This is a genomic window from Antarctobacter sediminis (genome assembly GCF_019218285.1).
Taxonomy (GTDB): domain Bacteria; phylum Pseudomonadota; class Alphaproteobacteria; order Rhodobacterales; family Rhodobacteraceae; genus Antarctobacter; species Antarctobacter sediminis.
This window is the reverse complement of record NZ_JAHUZG010000003.1, coordinates 595,647-613,199: the sequence shown is the minus strand read 5'-3', so window position 1 is coordinate 613,199 and position 17,553 is coordinate 595,647. Positions and strand designations below refer to the sequence as shown.

Below are 17,553 nucleotides of genomic sequence, written 5' to 3'. Positions count from 1 at the left end.
GGCTTATCCTTCGATCAGCGGCTTGCCGACAAGCGTGCGGAAGTTGAACAGGCGCAGGTAGAACAGGCTGGCAAGGATGCCGATCACCACGAGGATCAGCGCAAAGGCCGCGCCAAGACCGTATTGCAGGTTGCCGCCATAGTTGTTCAGCGCAGTGTGATAGGCGGCCAGCGCCCAGACCTCGGTCGACCGGCCCGGTCCGCCGTCGGTCGATAGCAGGATGTATTCGAAGGAGGTCAGCAAAGAGAGCGTCTGGTACGAGGTCGTGAACAGGATCGGCCAGCGCAGTTGGGGCAGGATGATATAGCGCACCTGCTGCCAGCGGTTCGCGCCGTCCACTTCGGAGGCGTACAGCATCGACGATGGGATCGCCCGGATCGCAGAAGAAAACAGGATCATCCCCATCGACGCGCCGACAAAACCGTTGATCAGCACCACGGCGACCCATGCATGGGTTGAGGTGTCAAGCATCCAGTTTTTCGGGCTCATCCCGAAGTACCCGGTGACGGTCGAGATAAAACCGGTGTCCCAGGTGAACCATTTCCACATCAGCACATAGAGGACCGGAGGCAGGATGCGCGGCAGGAACCAGATGGCCCGGAAGGTCGCCGCCTGACGCGTTGGCAGGTAGAAGGTCGACAGCGCAAGGAACAGCCCGAAGCCCACGTTGAAGGCCAGCGTGAACAGCACGTAGATCGCCGTGTTGCCTGCATAGCGCCAGGAGGACGACAGGGTGAACAGCAGCTTGATGTTGTCGGTCGTCCAGACCCAGCCGGTATAGGCCTGCGCCGCGATCTGATCGTGATCCGCCGGCGGGACGTTTGCCTCGGTCAACGCGGCGCGAAAACCTTCTTCGGTTTCGAAGCGTTCATTCAGAACCGAGCGTTTGAACAGTTCCGCCGCGGCCTTGCGATCGCGCGTCTTGCGGATGCGATTGTCGCGCAGGTCTTTCAAGGCGCGCTCGATGTCACGCCGGTCGGAAAACCGGGCACCGGCATGCAGCTTGGCAAATTCATCGGCGGTAGCCTGATCGAAGGTCTCGGCCAGCGCGGCCAAGCCTTTGTCGTCAACGACATAACCTGCATCCTCCAGCACCGCGGCACTGGAGTCGGAAAGGCCCGCATCGCGCAGCGCCCGCACCGAGCTTTGCGTCAGTGTATATTCGCCACCCGTGATGCCGGTGGCCGTGCTCATGTTGGTAAAGGCAAAGAACCCGGTCAGGATCACCGGTGCCAGGAAAAACAATACCACCACGATCAGGGCGGGAGAAAGAAAGCCCAGCCCCAGCCAGCTCATGCGCGTCATGTCGCGACCTCCGAAATAGTATGGGTGGCAGGAGACACCGTGGGGATGCCTCCTGCCGGTGCGGGTCAGCGAACGATCAGTTCGTCACCCAGCTTGGCCTTGAGCTCGGCCTCGACCTCGGCAACCGCCTCTGCCGGGGTCTTGACGCCGGTCCAGGCGGCCTCGAGTCCTTTCCACAGCGCCTCGGAGAAAACGCCGTACTGGACATGGTTGGGCTGTGCGTTTGCATGGCCCAGAAGACGGTCGGTGGCTTCGGATGCCCAGCGGTCATTCGAGTAAAGCTCGATGTTGGACTGCTGGTGCGAAATGCCAAGATGCGCCGACTTGATGGCGTGCAGCGTGTTCATGCGCGGCTCGGAGGCAATCTTGACCAGTTGTGCGGCAATATCCTCGTGGTCGTCATCGGCCTGATCGGTGATCAGATAGACCAGCGGATGTGTAATGGTGTTCGCGCGGCCCTTTTCGTTGCCGGCGGGGATCAGCGAGAATTCGATCGTGCCGAAGAAATCGGTGTTGCCTTCCTTGCCGGTGTAACGGGCATAGTGCCAGGTGCCGCCGTGCCACAGCGCGGCCTTGCCGTTGGCGACTTCGCTGTACCACTGCGCCCAGTCAGTGCCGATGTGGTTCTTGCGGGTCACGCCTGCGGCCACGGCATCGACGAAGAACTGGTACATTTCTTCCATCGCGACCTTGTCCAGAACCAGCTTGCCGGTTTCGGGATCCTGAAGGACACCACCGAAGGACTGGTAGAACTGGGCATAGTCGGGGCCGTTCGACACGCGCGGGTAAAACCCATAGCCCTCTTCGACAAGGCCCATGTCCACGGCTTTCTTGGCGTCGGCCAGAACGTTTTGCAGGGTATATTCACCAGCTTCGACCATGGCGGGCAGCGCAGCGATTTCCTCGTCTGTGTAACCGATGCCCTTCATGGTGTCTTTCCAGAAAAAGAACGGGCGGCTTTCGGCATCCTGCGGCAGACCCCACTGGACACCGTCATAGGCGGCAATTTCCATCAGGTTGTCGTAGATGTCGTTCAGCGGCCATGCATCAAGGTCGAGGTAATCTTCGACCGGGACGATCAGACCCGCCTGCGACCAGGGCGCGATGTCGAGATGCGAGGTAACAACGATGTTCGGCGCGGTGCCGGCCTCTGCCGCGAGGGTCACGGCCTGCTTGAATTCTTCCCAGCCGCCAAAGTCGCGCTTTTTCTCGATGGTGATGGTCAGCTCTTCGCCTTCGATGGCGCGTTCGCGCATCAGCATTTCGGCAGCCAGTTCGATGGCGTCCATGCGATAGCTGTCAGAATCGTTCGAGCCACCGGCCCAGACTGTGATGGTGACATCTTCGGCCAGGGCCGCGGTGCCGGCGCAGACAAGCGCGGTAGTGGCAAGGAATTTACGCAGGATGGTCATGGTCAAGGTCCCGTTTCAAGGTTTGAGAGCAAGGCGTTTCTTACGTGAGCACACGTGTGCGCAATCGGTCAATAGGCGATTCGTGTAACAAGGAATTAACGAACGGCCGAAAATGATCGGCGCGAACTGGTCCCGCCCCGCGCCCCGGCTTGACCCTTTGCGCGGTATCGCTAGGGTCGCGCGCAACGCGTCACAGCAGAGGATCGCGCCCATGCAACGCCTTCACCTTGTCTTCGGCGGCGAACTCGTCGATCCGACGAAAACAGTCTTCAAGGACGTCAACGACCTGCATGTCGTCGGCATCTTTCCGAACTATCAAGAGGCCTACAACGCCTGGAAGGCAGAGGCGCAGCGTACCGTGGACAATGCCCACATGCGCTATTTCATCGCCCACCTGCACCGCTTGCGCGAAGAAGGCCAAGAGGCGTCCTCGACCGAGGAACTGGGCTGATCCCATGGTGCGCCGGGCGCTGAGTCTGTCGGCCTACCTGGCCTATGCGCGCAGCGCGTCCGCCCCCGGCGAAGCTCCGACATGGCCGCAGCGCCCCACCGGCCCGCTGGTCTGGGGTTTTGCCGAAGATCGCGAAAGCGGCCGCGCCATGGCCAGTCTTGCGGCGCGACTGACCGTCCAGCGCCCCGAGATCACCTTCTGGCTCAGCGGCCGCCCGAACGGTCGCAATGGCACCCCCGGCGTTCCCCTGCCCCGCGACGTCTCAGCCGAAGACCTGCGCACCGTCCGCCGCCTGCGCCCGGATGTAACGCTGTGGACCGGTCAAACCCTGCGCCCCGGCCTGCTGACCGCCCTTGCGGAATCCGGCAGCCACATGATTGCGCTTGGCCTGTCCGATACGCCTTTTCAGGCCGAGGCCCCGCGCTGGCTTCCCGATCCCGCGCCGGCGGTGCTGTCGCTGTTCCACAGCCTGTATACCACCGGCCCCGAGGCCAGCCGCCGCCTGCGTCGGCTGGGAATCGAAGGCACCCGCGTACATGACGCCACCCCCTTCCTTGACACCGAGGCGCCGCTGGAATGCGCGGACGGATTGCACGAGGAAATCACGGGCCTCCTGGCCGGTCGCCCTGTCTGGCTGGCGGCCCGCCTGCGCGCGGACGAAGCCGGGGACGTGCTGTACGCCCACAGGCAGGCCAGCCGCCTCGCCCATCGGCTTTTGCTGGTGATCGCGCCGCAAAGCGCCGCCGATGCCGCGCGGATCGCCCGCATGGTACGCGGCGACCAGATGCGTGTCTGCGACTGGGAAAATGGCGAGATGCCCGATGAAAACACCCAGATCCTGCTGGCGGGCGGCCCCGAGGAACTGGGCCTATGGTACAGGCTGGCACCGCTGGCCTTTGTCGGCGGATCACTGACCACCGGCGGCAGCGGCGAAGACCCGTTCGAGGCGGCGGCTCTGGGCACTGCGGTGCTGTACGGTCCGAACGTGGGGGGCCACCTCGAAGCCTATTCCCGGTTGGTCAGCGCAGGCGCGGCCCGGATCGTGCGAGACGCCGACTCGCTGGGGGCGGCGGTGTCGCATCTGGTTGCGCCGGATCAGGCCGCCACCATGGCCCATGCAGGCTGGGACGTGATTTCTTCGGGTGCGCAACTGGTCGACCGCGTGCTGGCCGAGGTCTTTGAACATCTCGATGCAGAGGCCTCGGCCTGATGCGCCCGCCCCGATTCTGGCAAACGCCGCCGGATGCACCGGCATGGCAGGCCCGCGTGCTTGCGCCGCTGGGTTGGTTGACCGCCGGGGCCACGGCCCGCCGGGTGGCCCGCCCGGCCCGGGCGCGGCCCGGCGTGCCTGTCATCTGCGTTGGAAACGTCAATGCGGGCGGCACAGGCAAGACCCCGACCGTGATCGCGCTGGTCCAGCGCCTGATCTCACGCGGGCTGACCCCGCATGTGGTGTCACGCGGCTATGGCGGGCAACTGACCGGACCGATTCAGGTTGATCCTTACGGCCACACAGCCGAGGACACTGGCGATGAACCCCTGCTGATCGCCGCCTTTTGCCCCGCTTGGGTGGCCAAGGACCGCGCCGCCGGGGCCAAAGCCGCCGAAGCCGCGGGCGCGGATGTCATCCTGTTGGACGACGGCTTGCAGAACCCCGACGTGGCCAAGGACCTGACCGTGATCTGCGTCGATGCGGTTGCGGGATTCGGAAACGGGCGCTGCCTGCCCGCGGGCCCCTTGCGCGAACCTGTTGCCAAGGGGCTGGCCCGCGGCGACCTGTTGCTGTCCATCGGCGCAGCCGCGGCCCAGAAACGCTTTGCCGAAACTTGGGGGCGGCAAGTGACCTTGCCGCATCTGACCGGGCAGCTTGCGCCGCTGCAAACTGGCATGGATTGGGACGGCCTGCCGACACTGGCGTTTGCAGGGATCGGGCATCCGGAAAAATTCTTTGCCACCCTGCGCGGACTGGGGGCCGACATCCGACGTGCCGAGGCGCTGGAGGACCATCAACCCTTTACACCGGCGCTGATCACCCGCCTGCTGCGTGAATCGCAACTGCTGGGCGCGCAACTGGTCACAACGGAAAAGGACGCCGTGCGCCTGCCCGCAGAGGTGCGACACGAAGTGCTGACCCTGCCTGTCCGGCTAGAGATCACAGACCCCGCCCCATTGGACGCAGAGTTGGACCGGCTGTTTCCCAAAACCGGCTGACGCCAGAGCTATTCGGCGGCCAGTTGCCGGGTGTCTTCGCCGCCAAGCGCGGCCAGTTCCGCCACCACGCCCCGCAGCTGGTCGCGCACCGCCTCAAAGTCAGGCCGGGGCGTGATTCGCGCCTCATCCATGTAAATGGCCCGGTCGATTTCCACCTGAACGGCATGTTGTTTGCGCGCAGGGCGTCCGTAGTGCTGGGTCGTATAGGCTCCGGCAAAGGGCGCATTCCGCGCGACCACGAAACCAGCGGCGGCAAACGCGGCCTCGACACGTTCGACGATCTCGGGGCGGGCCGACGCGCCGAACCGATCGCCGATCACGATTTCCGGGCGACGACCGCCTGACCGGTGCGTGCCATCCAGCGCCTCGTGCGGCATCGAATGACAGTCGATCAGGATCGCCTGCCCGAATCGGCTCCGTGCCTCAGAGAGCAATTCCTGCAAACGGTCGTGATAGGGCTGCCAGATGCGCGTGATTCGGCTGTCAGCCTCGACCCGCGTCAGCTTGCCGCGATAGATCGCCCGGCCATTTGCCACGACCCGAGGTACCACGCCCAGTCCGCTGGCCACACGCGGATTATGCCCACCGCGCCGCAACCCTTCGATCAGGGCCGGGTCCAGTTCATCCGCGGCGCGGTTGAGATCCACATAGGCACGCGGCGCATTCGCACATAGCAATGCGGCCCCGAATTGCGGCGCACAGTCGAACAGACGGTCAACATAGGCGTCTTCCGAGGTCCGGATGCCATGTGCGTCGAGAATCGTGGTGCTCAGAAAGCTTTGCGGATAGTCCCGCCCCGAATGCGGCGAAGCAAAAACCACGCAGGAGGTGGGGGCCTCTGGCAGGTGCAAATGATAAGAGGTTTCGGGCATCCGCTCTCCTTTTCGCGGTCGAGAATAGACCAAATTCATCTCTAGCCAAAAGCCCTTGATCCCCGCTGAGAAGCCATTTATAGACCCTCCACCGGAGCGCAGCACCGAGGACTTCACAAGGGTTCTGGGAGGGTGTGCAAGGGTCATATAGGGCGGTTAGCTCAGCGGTAGAGCACTTCGTTGACATCGAAGGGGTCACTGGTTCGATCCCAGTATCGCCCACCATGAATTCATCACCCGGTCGCCGGGGGGCTTGCCTCTCGGAGAACCGGGTATTGGCCGCAACCAATGGCGCTCGCGCGCCGCGACGACAGGAGATGACGATGAAGGTCGTAAACTCGCTCCGCTCGCTCAAAAAGCGCCACCGCGACTGCCGCGTTGTGCGCCGTAAGGGCCGCGTCTACGTGATCAACAAGACGCAGCGGAAATTCAAGGCTCGTCAGGGCTGAACCGCAGTATCGCCGTTCTGGCGATATGCTGGATCCTCTGAGGGACCACCGGGGCAACCCGGACCGCAATCAGAAAAGACCCCGCTGGCCACGCCTGCGGGGTCTTTGCTTGTCTGGACCTTTCCCCGGCAGGCCACGCAGCAGATCCCGACACTGGCCCGGAGGCCGGCGAATCAATCGCCGCCCCGGATCGCTGATAGTCAGTTGCGCCCGCCCACGATTCCATCCGCCAACAGCCGGACAACCGTCTGTTCGTCCAGAAAACCCGACACCCGCAGGCCGCGCGAATCCTGATAGCGGCGCAAGGCTGCGCGGGTGTTGTCGTCAAATCGGCCGTCCACCTTGCCGGGCTTCATCCCAAGCTGATCCAGCCGTTGTTCGGCAATCTGGCGCGCGATGAAATTCAGGTTCATCGCCTGCTCTTCCTTTCGGGCCGCGGCGGCATCCCGCATCTTTTCGGCATCTTGCCCCAAAAGCGCGATCCGCTGTTCCGCTTCGGCGCGGAAAGCGCCGTTGGGCCAGTCACGCAGATAGGCACGATATGCGGGCACCGTGTTGGTCTGGGCCGCCTGCGCCCAATCGCGCCGATCCTGACCCGCGGCCTGTTCCGCGCGCCGTTCGTCGATCTCTTTCAGAACGGCCCGCGCCTGCCCGGCGAATCGACCCTCTGGGTATTTCTGCAAGTAGTCACGGAATCCGGCCTCATCGCCGCGCCGTTCAACCTCTTCCCAATACTGGCGTTCTGCCAATTCGCGCTCGACGCGGCGTCGCTCGGCCTCGCGTTCCAGTTCCTCGGCGCGGGCAGCGGCCTGTGTCTGAAGGCGGTTGATCTGGCTTCGGTCAAGATAGCCGCTTTCCGGCAGCCCCGAGGCCACCTGCCATTCGGTCACCGCCTTGCGCGTTCCGCTGCCAAAGATCCCGTCGATGCCGCGCGTGTCATATCCCAGAATCGAAAGCGCCCGCTGGATGCTGCGCCGTTGATCACGGGTCAGTTCCAGCCCTTCCTCGACCCGGCGCTCCCGGTAGAAAGGCTCGGAATCCAGCGCATTCAGCCGCTGACGCGCCGCGTTCGCATGCAGCCCTTCGGGAAAGCCGTCCAGATATGTCCGATAGCCATCTGCCGAATCCGCCTCTTGCGCCAGCCGCCAGGCCGCATCGTCCGCCGCGCGGCTGATGGCCGTTGGATCGGGGCGCGGCGGTTCGGTCGCGCCGCGGAGCTTGGCAACATCCTCGGGCAGGACGATGACATGCGTGTGCGGCGCGTACCCCTCGACATCCAGTTCATATTCGATCGCCGCGCGCAGCACGAACCGTCCGGACCGTGCCATATCCCGCGCCGCGTAACGGGCGACATCCACCGCCGGACCGCGAATCACCGTCACCCCTTGCGGTATATCAAGCTTGCCCAATCCCGAGGACAGGAAAGCCCCCAATTCCGGATCGGCCGCGTTTTCGCCCAGAACCAGAAAGGCCCGCCCCTGATAGGCCGACAGCACCGACAGCGCCGCATCCAGTGGAAAGCCCTGCACCAGAACTTCGGCCTCGTCTATTCGGCCATTGCCCGTCACGGGGACAAGATAGCTGCCGCCGACGCCATGCACGAAGGCACCGGACAGCAGGATCACCACCGGCCCGCCGTCATCGTCCAGCATTTCCGCGAACTCGGCGAAGGCGCGGCGCATCTCGGCGGCATCCGCGTCCTGCACCATGGAAACGTCAAAGCCCTTTTCATAAAGCGCATCCGCCGCCGCCGCGACACGCTGGGCACCAAAGAGGGTCTGAACCGCCGTGTACCGGCTGTTGCCGATCACCAGAGCATCCCCCGTTGCCAAGGCGCTGCTCGCGCCCAGAACCGCGCCCGCAAGGGCCAGGGCCAAAATCCGCATGAGCTTACTCCCCGTCGTATGGTCTGCTGCAAGCCTACTGCCAACAGGCAACAGGACAAGCGGCAAGACCGGGGAAAATGGGCGGCAGTTTGCCAGTTGCCCCCCGCCTGCCCCCGACACGCAAGAAGGCGCCGATGCGGCGCCTTCTGCAAAGTCCCATGTGTGGTGGCCAACGGGCCTCGACGATCAGTCGTAGCTGCGCTGATCCTCGATCACCAGACCGTCGCGCGGCAAGGCGCCGGGCGCGACCAGTTCGACCTTGCCCTTGAGTTTCAGCACCTCGGCCACGCTGCCCTCATAGGCCGAGGCATCGCCGGCCTCGGTTTCGATCCGCACGGTCATCACGTCCATCTCGCCTTCGCGGCTGGCCACCACGCGGGCGCGCGCGATTTCAGCGTGTTTCGCCACCAGTTGCGCGACCTGTTCAGGGCGGACGAACATGCCTTTGATCTTGGTTGTCTGGTCCGCGCGACCCATCCAGCCCTTGATGCGCATGTTGGTGCGGCCACAGGGGCTTTCCCCGGGCAGAACCGCGCTCAGATCGCCGGTGGCAAACCGGATCAGCGGATAGTCAGGGTTCAGCGTGGTCACGACAACCTCTCCGACCTCGCCCTCGGCCACGGGATCGCCGGTGCCCGGAGTGACGATTTCGACGATCACATGCTCATCAAGGATCATCCCCTCTTGTGCCGGGCTTTCGTAGGCAATGTTACCAAGATCCGCGGTCGCATAACACTGAAGGCACTGAATGCCGCGGTCGGCATAATACTGTCGCAAAGAGGGGAACAATGCCCCGCCGCCGACTCCGGCCCGAGTGATCTTGAGTTCCAGCCCCATGGCGTCGGCCTTTTCAAGGATCACCTTCAGATAATCAGGCGTGCCCGCATAAGCCGTGACGCCAATGTCATGCGCCGCCCGCGCCTGAAGCTCGGTCTGACCGGTGCCCGCTGGCAGCACGGCCGCCCCCACGGCCCGTGCGCCGCTTTCAAAGATCATTCCGGCGGGCGTCAGGTGATAGCCAAAACAGTTTTGCACGATGTCACCACGGCCAATGCCACAGGCATTCAGGAACCGCCCCATGCGCCACCAGTCATGGCTGATGCCGCCCGGTTCATAAATCGGCCCGGGGCTTTGGAACACATGCGCCAGATTGCTGACCGGCAGACCGCCAAAGGGCGGCTGTTCCGCCTGCCTGGCCACAAGGTCGGACTTGCGCAGCACCGGCAGCGCCGCGAGGTCTGCAAGGCTTTCCAGCGCCTCCATTCCATTGCGCGCCAGCTGGACGTTCAACGCCTCCAGTTGCGCCGCCTCCCGCGCATCGCGCGAGCGCGTCTCCAGCTCGTCGAAATAGGTGCTCATCACGCTCTCCTTCGAAAATCCTGTGCGCCGGAGGATCTGTTGCCCCCGGCCTTGCCTGTCCCGCGCCGCGAGACGGCGGTTCGGCGGTGACCCGCCGCCCTGACCTTCCGCAACGTCAAAGACGTTGATCTGAAACAAGGTGGACCGCCAAAGCGGCCCATAAACTGCCCGAAACCCGAGGGAGAGGAGGCCCCGCGATGCCGCATGACTTCGACAGCCGGATCCGGTTCGATGACGAACGCCAGTTGATGGAGGCCGATTTCTCGGACTTCACCTTTGACAGTTCGGCCACCGTCAACCGGTTCTACGACCGCATCGAAGAGCGCATCGCCCAGACAGGTGAGGAACTGTGGTTCTTCCTCGTCAATCTTAACGGCACCCGCATCGACAGCAGCGCCTGGGTCGCCTACGCCCGCCGCGGCAAGGCGTTGAACCTTGCGCATTCCATGGGATCGGTCCGATTTGATGCCTCGCCGGAAACCGTCGCCCAGATCGAGCGTCACGCCCGGACCGAGGCCTTTGACCCCAATCTTTTCACCAATCGTGCTGACGCGCTTGTGCGGATCGGCCAGATGCCGTCGCAACGGCGGCGCAAGGTCCAGCATGATCCGAACTATGTCGAAAGCGACTTTTTCAACCGTCTTTCCTTTGACGCGGATCAGCAGATCATGGAGGTCGATTTCTCGTGGTTCACCTTTCACCACTCGCGCGATGTCAATGATTTCTACGATCACATCGAACGGCGCATTGCCGACAGCGGCGGGCACCGGTGGTTTTTTCTCATCAATTATGAGGGTACGCAGATCCTGCCCGCAGCTTGGGTGCAATACGCGCACCGAGGCAAAAAGCTGAACCTCGAACATTCTCTGGGATCGGTCCGCTATGCGCCCGGGTCGGAAACCGAGGCGGACATTCGCCTGCGCGCCGAAAGCCAGGACTTCCGTCCCAACATCCGCAACACACGCGACGAAGCGTTGATCCGGATCGAGGAATTGCGGGCAGGTCACGACTATCGCCCCACCCGCAGAACCGAGGTGAATGCCCCCGCCAGATGACGCCCGCCGCCACCGGACAGGCGCCGCGCCACCAAGGGGCGAGGGTCGGCGCAACGGCCAACGGTGACAGAGGCAAGGTTCATCGGCTCACTCGACCGGCCAGGAAAAGGGTTCCAGCACGTTGACCACATGGGTTACGAGGATCTCGATATCGCCGCTGCCAATGTTGCGCGCCGGACCATAGGCCACGCCCGCCGACCGAAAGACCACTGTGCCGTCATCAAGGATGCGTTGTTCGCCATCCCCCAGTTCCACGGTGCCGCCCGTCAGGATCACGGCGTGCATGTCACCGGGATGCGCCATGCGTTCGATCGTTCCGCCGGGCTTGAGCGTTACGCGGCTGATCACCACCTTCATGTTTTCCGCGTCCGACAAGGGCTGCTCGGAGAGGATCTCATGCAGGACCAGATCGCTGGCATGCAAAGGGGCCGCGGCCAGAAAGGCCACGCTGGCAAGGGCAAGACGGATCACGGCATCACTCCTTCGATAAGGCCGGACAGGGTGCCCGGCGGACAGATCGCGGCTGTGGCAGCTCAGGCCAGCCAACGCTTGCGGCGACGATAGGACCGCACGTCGCGGAAGGACTTGCGCCCTTCGTCGGACATACCAAGGTAGAACTCCTTGACGTCGGGGTTCTCGCGCAGTTCGGCGGCGGGGCCATCCATCACGACGCGGCCATTTTCCAGAATGTACCCGGAATGCGCGTATTTCAGCGCGACGTTGGTGTTCTGCTCGGCCAGAAGGAAGGAAACACCTTCCTGCTCGTTCACCGATTTCACGATTTCAAAGATCTGTTCCACCAACTGCGGCGCAAGCCCCATGCTGGGTTCGTCCAGAAGGATCGTCTCGGGGCGGCTCATCAAGGCGCGGCCGATGGCGCACATCTGCTGTTCGCCCCCCGAAGTATAGCCCGCCTGGCTTTTGCGCCGTTCCTTGAGGCGCGGGAAATAGTCATAGACCATCTGAAGGTCCGCTTCGACCGCGCCCTTGCCGTCCTTGCGCGTATAGGCGCCGGTCAGCAGGTTTTCCTCGACGGTCAGGTGTTCAAAGCAATGACGGCCTTCCATCACCTGGATCACGCCGCGTTTGACCAGAGCCGCCGGATCCAGATCCTGCACCCGTTCACCCTTGTAGATGATCGACCCTTTCGTCACCTCGCCGCGTTCGGAATGCAGAAGGTTCGAAATCGCCTTCAGCGTCGTGGTCTTGCCCGCGCCGTTGCCGCCAAGAAGCGCGGTGATCCCGCCCTGTTTCACCGTCAGGCTCACGCCCTTCAGCACGAGGATCACGTGGTTGTAGATCACCTCGATATTGTTGACCTCAAGCAGCGTATCGCCCGTCCGGCCTGCATCCAGCATTGTCTGTTTCCTTGCATAGCGGGACGCGTCTTTGCCGCCCCTGCCGCTTTTCCTGCGAAGATTGCTTAAAGATCCCCGGCGACGACAGCGCCGCCGGGGGGAAGGGTCAGCTTAGCCGCCACAGCTTTCGTTGACCGGCCAGGGTGCGTTGGCGTCGGCGTATTCCTTCGCCTTTTCCGCAGCCAGGGCCTTGTAGCCATCGGTGTTCGGCGTCAGCAGGTCCGACACCTTGACGAACTTCTCGCCGTCCCATTCCAGCATCCAGCCACCGGCGTGACCGGTGTGGTTGTCACAGGAGGTCGAAAACGGCGGCACCATGCCGGTCAGGCCCAGCTCTTCGAGGCGCGCTTCGTTCATGTCGAGGTTTTCGAGGCCCCAACGCAGCTGTTCGGCGTTGATTTCCGGCGTACCGTATTCGGCCTGCGCCACGCGGATACCTTCGGCAAGGATGGCCGAGATGATGATCCCGCGCGAGTAGAACACGCCTTTCATCTCGGTGTCGTCCGTCTTGGACTTACCCTCGTCGATGACATATTTCTGGATGTCGGCCATGACCGGCGCATCCATGTTCGGGTAGGACCAGCTGATCGACTTGTAGCCCTTGCCCGCCTCACCGACGATGGCAAGGTCAGCGTCGTGGCCCGACCACCAGACACCCAGGAAGTTTTCCATCGGGAACTTGGTCTTGACCGCTTCGGTGATGGCCCCCGCGTTCATCGCGCCCCAGCCCCACATGATCACGTAGTCAGGACGCATCCGGCGGATTTGCAGCCACTGGGCGGACTGGTTCTGCATTTCCTTCAGGCCGACCGGGATCGGGTTCAGCTCAAAGCCCTTGGCTTCGGCCGCCGCTTCGAGAACCGGCAGGGGTTCCTTGCCAAAGGGGTGATCCAGGTGCAGGAAAGCGACCTTTTTACCCTTCAGATCGCCCTGTTCTTCGATGAACTGGATGATCATGTCGGCAGCATCCCAATAGCCGCCCGGGGTGTTATAGGCCCACTGGAAGGTCTTGCCGTCCATCATCGGGCTGAAACCATAGCCCGGCGCGAGGATCGGGATATTGTCCACGTTGGTTTTCGGCAGAACCTGCAAGGTGATGCCGGTCGACCACGGCTGGGTCACGATGGCCTTGCTCTTGGTCTTTTCATAGCATTCCACGCCTTTTTCGGTGGAATAGCCGGTTTCGCATTCCTCGGCGTTGATCATGATGCCGCCGATGCCGCCATCACGGGCGTTCAGCATCGCCAGATAGTCGGCCTGACCGTTCATCAGCGGAATGCCGGTGGCAGCAAAAGGACCGGTCCGGTAGGCGAGGTTCGGAGTGTACAGCTCCTGTGCCTGCACCGCGCCCGAGGTCAGTGCGGCCAACGCACCTGCCAGGGCCAGTTTGGTGAAGTGTTTCATGTCTTTCCTCCCTTGGAATGTCTCACTTCGTATCACTTGTCTTTTGTCCCCGGCGGGCCTCCTCCGCCCGCCGCAGGCCGCCCGGCTTAGTAGGGGAACGGCCAGAGGATCAGTTTCTCACGCAGCAGGCGCCACAGTTGAGCCAGCCCGTGCGGTTCGACGATCAGGAAAAAGACGATCAGCGAACCGACGATCATGATGTTCAGATGTTCCACCATCGACGAAGACAGCGGGATGCCCAGCACCTCGGGCAGTAGGTTCAGCACAACCGGCAGCCCGACGATCAGGATCGCGCCCAGATAGTTGCCAAGGATCGACCCAAGCCCGCCGATGATCGCAATGAACAGGATGCGGAACGACAGCGGAATGTCGAAAAGATTCGGCTCTGCCGCGCCGCGCCACATAAAGACGAACAGCGCCCCGGCCACGCCCACGATGTAGGACGAGATCGCAAAAGCCGTCAGCTTTGACCGCATCAGGTTGATGCCGATCAGTTCCGCCGCGATGTCCATGTCGCGCGTCGCTTTCCACGTCCGGCCAAGGTTGCCGCGCGTCAGGTTGATGCACAGCCATGTCAGCAGGCAGACGATGAACAGAACCACGTAGTACTGGATGATCGACGATGCCTGCGGACCCGAGACATAGATGCCAAAAATATCAAGGTTCGGCACCTGGATCGCGCCCGAGGCGTTGTAGTTGTACAGCCAGGCCCATTTTTCGAACAGCCAGACAAGGAAGAACTGTGCCGCCAGCGTGGCGATGGCAAGGTAAAAGCCCTTGATCCGCAGGCTGGGAATGCCAAAGGCCACGCCGACGCCCGCGCTGAAGATACCCGACAGCAGGATCGCGATGATCGGGTTCATCCAGGGCATGATGGTGATCATCTTGTAGCAGGCATAGGCCCCCACCCCCATGAAGGCGGCGGTTCCCAGCGAAAGCTGCCCGGCATAGCCGGTGAGGATGTTCAAACCCAGCGCCGCCAGCGAATAGATCAGGATGGGGATCAGCAGGGTTTGAAAGGCGAATTCGCTCGCCGTCAGGGGAAAGATCACCCAGACCAGCAACAGGATGATCCCCAGCAGGAAGGCATCCTGCTTGACCGGGAACAGCGCCTGATCCGCCTCATATGTCGTCTTGAACTGTCCCGCCGTGCGATAGAGCATCTCGTCGTCCTATTCTCTAAGTCTCTGTGTCGAAGGTCCCGGCCGGCGTCAGCCCGCCGCGCCCCCGTCGCCCTTGTCCTCTTCGTTCCGGCGCAGCCCTGCGCCGAAACTGGTGAGCCGCGCCATCATGCCGAGCGTCATCGCCGCGCCGGACAACCCGATCGCCAGCGCCCCGTGCATGCCAGCCGACATCATGCCGGTCATGGCGTGTGTCACCCGCACCGTGTCTTCCATTTCGCCCAGACCATTGGCGCCGCGCGCAATGTCCGCCATGCCCGGATCGGGCCGCTGCACCGGGCGAGTTGTCTGTTTCTTTTCAAGCGGCGCGTTCATCTCAATGCTCCAGCCCTTCGTCGACATCGAACCGGGGCCGGCTGGCCGCCGGTTTGGCATAGCCCGTCGCCTCGCTGTGACGGACCAGCCAGAAATAAGCCCACATGCCGACTGCGCCGCCACCCGCCGCCAAAAGCAGCGCGATTACCATGCTGCCGCCCTTTGCCGGATCGGCTGTCAGGGCAAGGTATCCAAAGGCCCAGAACCCGGCCCAGGCAATCACGTTCAGGATGGCTATCAGCTTTGACATGGCAGTTGGCTCCTCGTTTGGCGGCCCTTGGGCGGGCCGGTCCGGGTGTGGCGGGGAAATCCCCGCCCTAGACCCTTTCGATGATCCGCTCCCCGAACAGGCCTTGCGGGCGGAACAGCAGCACGATCAACGCCAGCACAAAGGCAAACCATGTTTCGGTGTTGCCCCCAAGGATCGGGTAGCCCCAGTAGCCATCGAACAGCTTTTCCAGCACGCCGATCAACAGGCCGCCGACGATGGCCCCGGTGATCGATTCCAGCCCGCCCAGCATCAGGACCGGCAGCGCCTTGTAGGCGATGACCTCCAGCGCAAAGCTGACCCCGGCGCGTGCGCCCCATGCGATGCCCGTGACCAACGCGATGATGCCAGCGATGAACCAGACCAGCACCCAGACTGTCTGGATCGAGATTCCGACCGACAGCGCCGCTTGGTGGTCGTCACCCAAAGCGCGGATGGCGCGGCCCATCTTGGTATAGTTCAAGAAGGCCAGCAGCGCCGCAACGAGAATGCCGCCAACAACCACGACGGTGATGTCCAGATGCGGCAGGATCAACAGACCGCCCCAGGGTTCCAGCAGGGTCTCTCCTGTGGGGATGCCCAGATCCGACGTGATCATCTGCTTGTTTTCACCGCCAAAGATGATCTCTCCCAGACCGATCAGGAACAGGCTGACCCCGATGGTGGCCATGAACAGGATGATGTCCGGCTGCCCGACCAACGGGCGCAGCACGACGCGTTCAATGCTGGTGGCCAGCACGTACATGACGGCCAAAGTCAGCATGACCGCGATCCACGCCACCACCCAGGAGGGCAGGCCAATGCTGGCCGCGATCGGCTGGCCGAAGGTAAACAGCCCAACCAGCGTCAGTGCCGCGAAGACGACCATGATGCCTTGGGCAAAGTTGAAGATCCGGCTGGACCGGAAGATCAGAACGAAGCCCAGCGCGATCAGCGCGTAAAGCACCCCGGACACCAGCCCTTCCCACAGGGTTTGCAGGAACAGGTCCGGCGCCTCGGCCATGTCCACGAAGGGGTTAACGAAGATGTCTTTCAGCATGAGGTCTCCCCGCCCCGGGCTTGCCCCGGGGCCTCATGGTTGAGGTGGAGGTCCCGGGTCAGGCCCGGGACGGGTTTCGCGAAATGGCTCAATGCGCCACCCCGAGGTAGGCGTCGATCACGTCCTGGTTGTTGCGCACCTCGTCGGGTGTGCCGTCACCGATCTTTTTGCCGTAATCCATCACCACGACCCGGTCGCTCAGGTCCATGACCACGCCCATGTCGTGTTCGATCAGCGCAATGGTGGTGCCGAACTCGTCGTTCACATCAAGAATAAAGCGGCTCATGTCCTCTTTTTCCTCGACGTTCATGCCGGCCATTGGTTCGTCCAGCAGCAGGATCGACGGCTCCGCCGCCAAGGCCCGGGCCAGTTCCACCCGCTTTTTCAGACCATAAGGCAGACGGCCCACCGGGGTCTTGCGGATCGACTGGATCTCGAGGAAGTCGATGACTTTCTCGACGATCTCGCGGTTTTCCATTTCCTCGTTGCGCGCCCGGCCCCACCACAGGGCCTGCGACGGAATCGAAGCATTCATATGTGTCAGGCGGCCGGTCATGACATTGTCCAGAACGGTCATTCCCTCGAACAGAGCAATGTTCTGGAACGTCCGCGCCACACCCATTCGGGCCACTTCGTAAGGCTTCATCGGCGGACGTTTCGCGCCCTTGTACCAGACTTCTCCGATCGTCGGGGTGTAGAACCCCGAGATGATGTTCAGCATCGAGGACTTCCCGGCCCCGTTCGGCCCGATGATGGCCCGGATCTCACCTTCGTGGATGTCGAAGGAGATGTCCGAAATCGCCGTGACCCCCCCGAATTTCAGGGTGATGTTCTTCATTTCCATCAACACGCCGCCGATCTGCCGGCCGTCCGCGGTGACGTATCCTTCGGTATCTTTCACGCGCCCACCCCCTGCTTCGTCTTGGTGGCAAAAATCATGTCTCGCTGGCCGTTCGGGTGCTCTGCGGGATGGTGGGCGGGGCGATAC

18 protein-coding genes and 1 tRNA gene are annotated in these 17,553 nt (G+C 62.9%); 6 read left to right on the top strand and 13 right to left on the bottom strand.

All coding sequences use genetic code 11. The features are described 5' to 3' along the window. Nucleotides 1-3: 3 nt before the first annotated feature. Entirely contained in the window at nucleotides 4-1,305 is a 1,302-nt protein-coding gene (locus KJP30_RS17980; RefSeq protein ID WP_218450711.1) for a carbohydrate ABC transporter permease, read from the bottom strand. 65 nt (nucleotides 1,306-1,370) lie between these two features. Then, the gene (locus tag KJP30_RS17975; protein ID WP_218450710.1) at nucleotides 1,371-2,717 is read right to left on the bottom strand and encodes an ABC transporter substrate-binding protein; all 1,347 of its coding nucleotides are present in this window, start codon (nucleotides 2,715-2,717) and stop codon (nucleotides 1,371-1,373) included. Between the two features lie 211 nt (nucleotides 2,718-2,928). Here KJP30_RS17975 and KJP30_RS17970 point away from each other — a divergent pair, with 211 nt between their 5' ends. The 3 genes from KJP30_RS17970 to lpxK are packed head-to-tail and all read left to right on the top strand — an operon-like array spanning nucleotide 2,929 to nucleotide 5,379. Beyond that, a complete protein-coding gene (locus KJP30_RS17970; RefSeq protein ID WP_218450709.1) occupies nucleotides 2,929-3,168 on the top strand; it encodes a DUF4170 domain-containing protein in 240 nt (79 codons plus the stop codon). Nucleotides 3,169-3,172: 4 nt separating this feature from the next. Beyond that, on the top strand, nucleotides 3,173-4,378 hold the full coding sequence (locus KJP30_RS17965) for a 3-deoxy-D-manno-octulosonic acid transferase (RefSeq protein WP_218450708.1): 1,206 nt from the start codon (nucleotides 3,173-3,175) through the stop codon (nucleotides 4,376-4,378). Then, entirely contained in the window at nucleotides 4,378-5,379 is a 1,002-nt protein-coding gene (lpxK, locus tag KJP30_RS17960; RefSeq protein WP_218450707.1) for a tetraacyldisaccharide 4'-kinase, read from the top strand. Before KJP30_RS17965 ends, lpxK begins: the two co-directional genes overlap by 1 nt. A gap of 8 nt (nucleotides 5,380-5,387) precedes the next feature. Here the strand turns inward: lpxK and KJP30_RS17955 are convergent, their stop codons facing one another. Continuing rightward, complete coding sequence (locus KJP30_RS17955) at nucleotides 5,388-6,251, bottom strand: N-formylglutamate amidohydrolase (RefSeq protein WP_218450706.1); 864 nt, start codon at nucleotides 6,249-6,251, stop codon at nucleotides 5,388-5,390. Nucleotides 6,252-6,401: 150 nt separating this feature from the next. Here KJP30_RS17955 and KJP30_RS17950 point away from each other — a divergent pair. Then, a tRNA-Val gene (locus KJP30_RS17950) sits at nucleotides 6,402-6,476 on the top strand. A gap of 98 nt (nucleotides 6,477-6,574) precedes the next feature. Continuing rightward, a complete protein-coding gene (gene ykgO, locus KJP30_RS17945; protein WP_043136100.1) occupies nucleotides 6,575-6,700 on the top strand; it encodes a type B 50S ribosomal protein L36 in 126 nt (41 codons plus the stop codon). Nucleotides 6,701-6,900: 200 nt separating this feature from the next. On the opposite strand, the gene KJP30_RS17940 is transcribed toward ykgO, so the two are convergent. Both KJP30_RS17940 and KJP30_RS17935 read right to left on the bottom strand, forming a co-directional pair. Then, a complete protein-coding gene (locus KJP30_RS17940; RefSeq protein WP_218450705.1) occupies nucleotides 6,901-8,586 on the bottom strand; it encodes a peptidoglycan-binding protein in 1,686 nt (561 codons plus the stop codon). Between the two features lie 186 nt (nucleotides 8,587-8,772). Next, nucleotides 8,773-9,945, bottom strand: coding sequence for a phenylacetate--CoA ligase family protein (locus KJP30_RS17935; protein ID WP_218450704.1), 1,173 nt, complete (start codon nucleotides 9,943-9,945; stop codon nucleotides 8,773-8,775). A 197-nt stretch (nucleotides 9,946-10,142) separates the two neighbouring features. Between KJP30_RS17935 and KJP30_RS17930 the strand changes: the two genes are divergently transcribed. Continuing rightward, nucleotides 10,143-11,000, top strand: coding sequence for a hypothetical protein (locus tag KJP30_RS17930; protein ID WP_218450703.1), 858 nt, complete (start codon nucleotides 10,143-10,145; stop codon nucleotides 10,998-11,000). A gap of 87 nt (nucleotides 11,001-11,087) precedes the next feature. Here KJP30_RS17930 and KJP30_RS17925 read toward each other — a convergent pair whose 3' ends face one another. The 8 genes from KJP30_RS17925 to KJP30_RS17890 form a co-directional block, all read right to left on the bottom strand. Continuing rightward, nucleotides 11,088-11,471: a cupin domain-containing protein gene (locus KJP30_RS17925; RefSeq protein ID WP_218450702.1), complete on the bottom strand. Its 384-nt coding sequence runs from the start codon at nucleotides 11,469-11,471 to the stop codon at nucleotides 11,088-11,090. Between the two features lie 62 nt (nucleotides 11,472-11,533). Beyond that, complete coding sequence (locus KJP30_RS17920; protein ID WP_218450701.1) at nucleotides 11,534-12,358, bottom strand: ABC transporter ATP-binding protein; 825 nt, start codon at nucleotides 12,356-12,358, stop codon at nucleotides 11,534-11,536. 111 nt (nucleotides 12,359-12,469) lie between these two features. Next, a complete protein-coding gene (locus KJP30_RS17915; RefSeq protein ID WP_218450700.1) occupies nucleotides 12,470-13,762 on the bottom strand; it encodes an ABC transporter substrate-binding protein in 1,293 nt (430 codons plus the stop codon). Nucleotides 13,763-13,848: 86 nt separating this feature from the next. Beyond that, the gene (locus KJP30_RS17910; protein WP_218450699.1) at nucleotides 13,849-14,925 is read right to left on the bottom strand and encodes a branched-chain amino acid ABC transporter permease; all 1,077 of its coding nucleotides are present in this window, start codon (nucleotides 14,923-14,925) and stop codon (nucleotides 13,849-13,851) included. A 48-nt stretch (nucleotides 14,926-14,973) separates the two neighbouring features. Next, the gene (locus tag KJP30_RS17905) at nucleotides 14,974-15,258 is read right to left on the bottom strand and encodes a hypothetical protein (RefSeq protein ID WP_218450698.1); all 285 of its coding nucleotides are present in this window, start codon (nucleotides 15,256-15,258) and stop codon (nucleotides 14,974-14,976) included. Between the two features lies 1 nt (nucleotide 15,259). Next, nucleotides 15,260-15,508, bottom strand: coding sequence for a hypothetical protein (locus tag KJP30_RS17900; protein WP_218450697.1), 249 nt, complete (start codon nucleotides 15,506-15,508; stop codon nucleotides 15,260-15,262). A gap of 67 nt (nucleotides 15,509-15,575) precedes the next feature. After that, entirely contained in the window at nucleotides 15,576-16,565 is a 990-nt protein-coding gene (locus tag KJP30_RS17895) for a branched-chain amino acid ABC transporter permease (RefSeq protein ID WP_218450696.1), read from the bottom strand. Nucleotides 16,566-16,653: 88 nt separating this feature from the next. After that, nucleotides 16,654-17,409, bottom strand: a complete 756-nt coding sequence (locus KJP30_RS17890; protein ID WP_224874580.1) for an ABC transporter ATP-binding protein — start codon at nucleotides 17,407-17,409, stop codon at nucleotides 16,654-16,656. Between the last annotated feature and the right edge of the window lie 144 nt (nucleotides 17,410-17,553).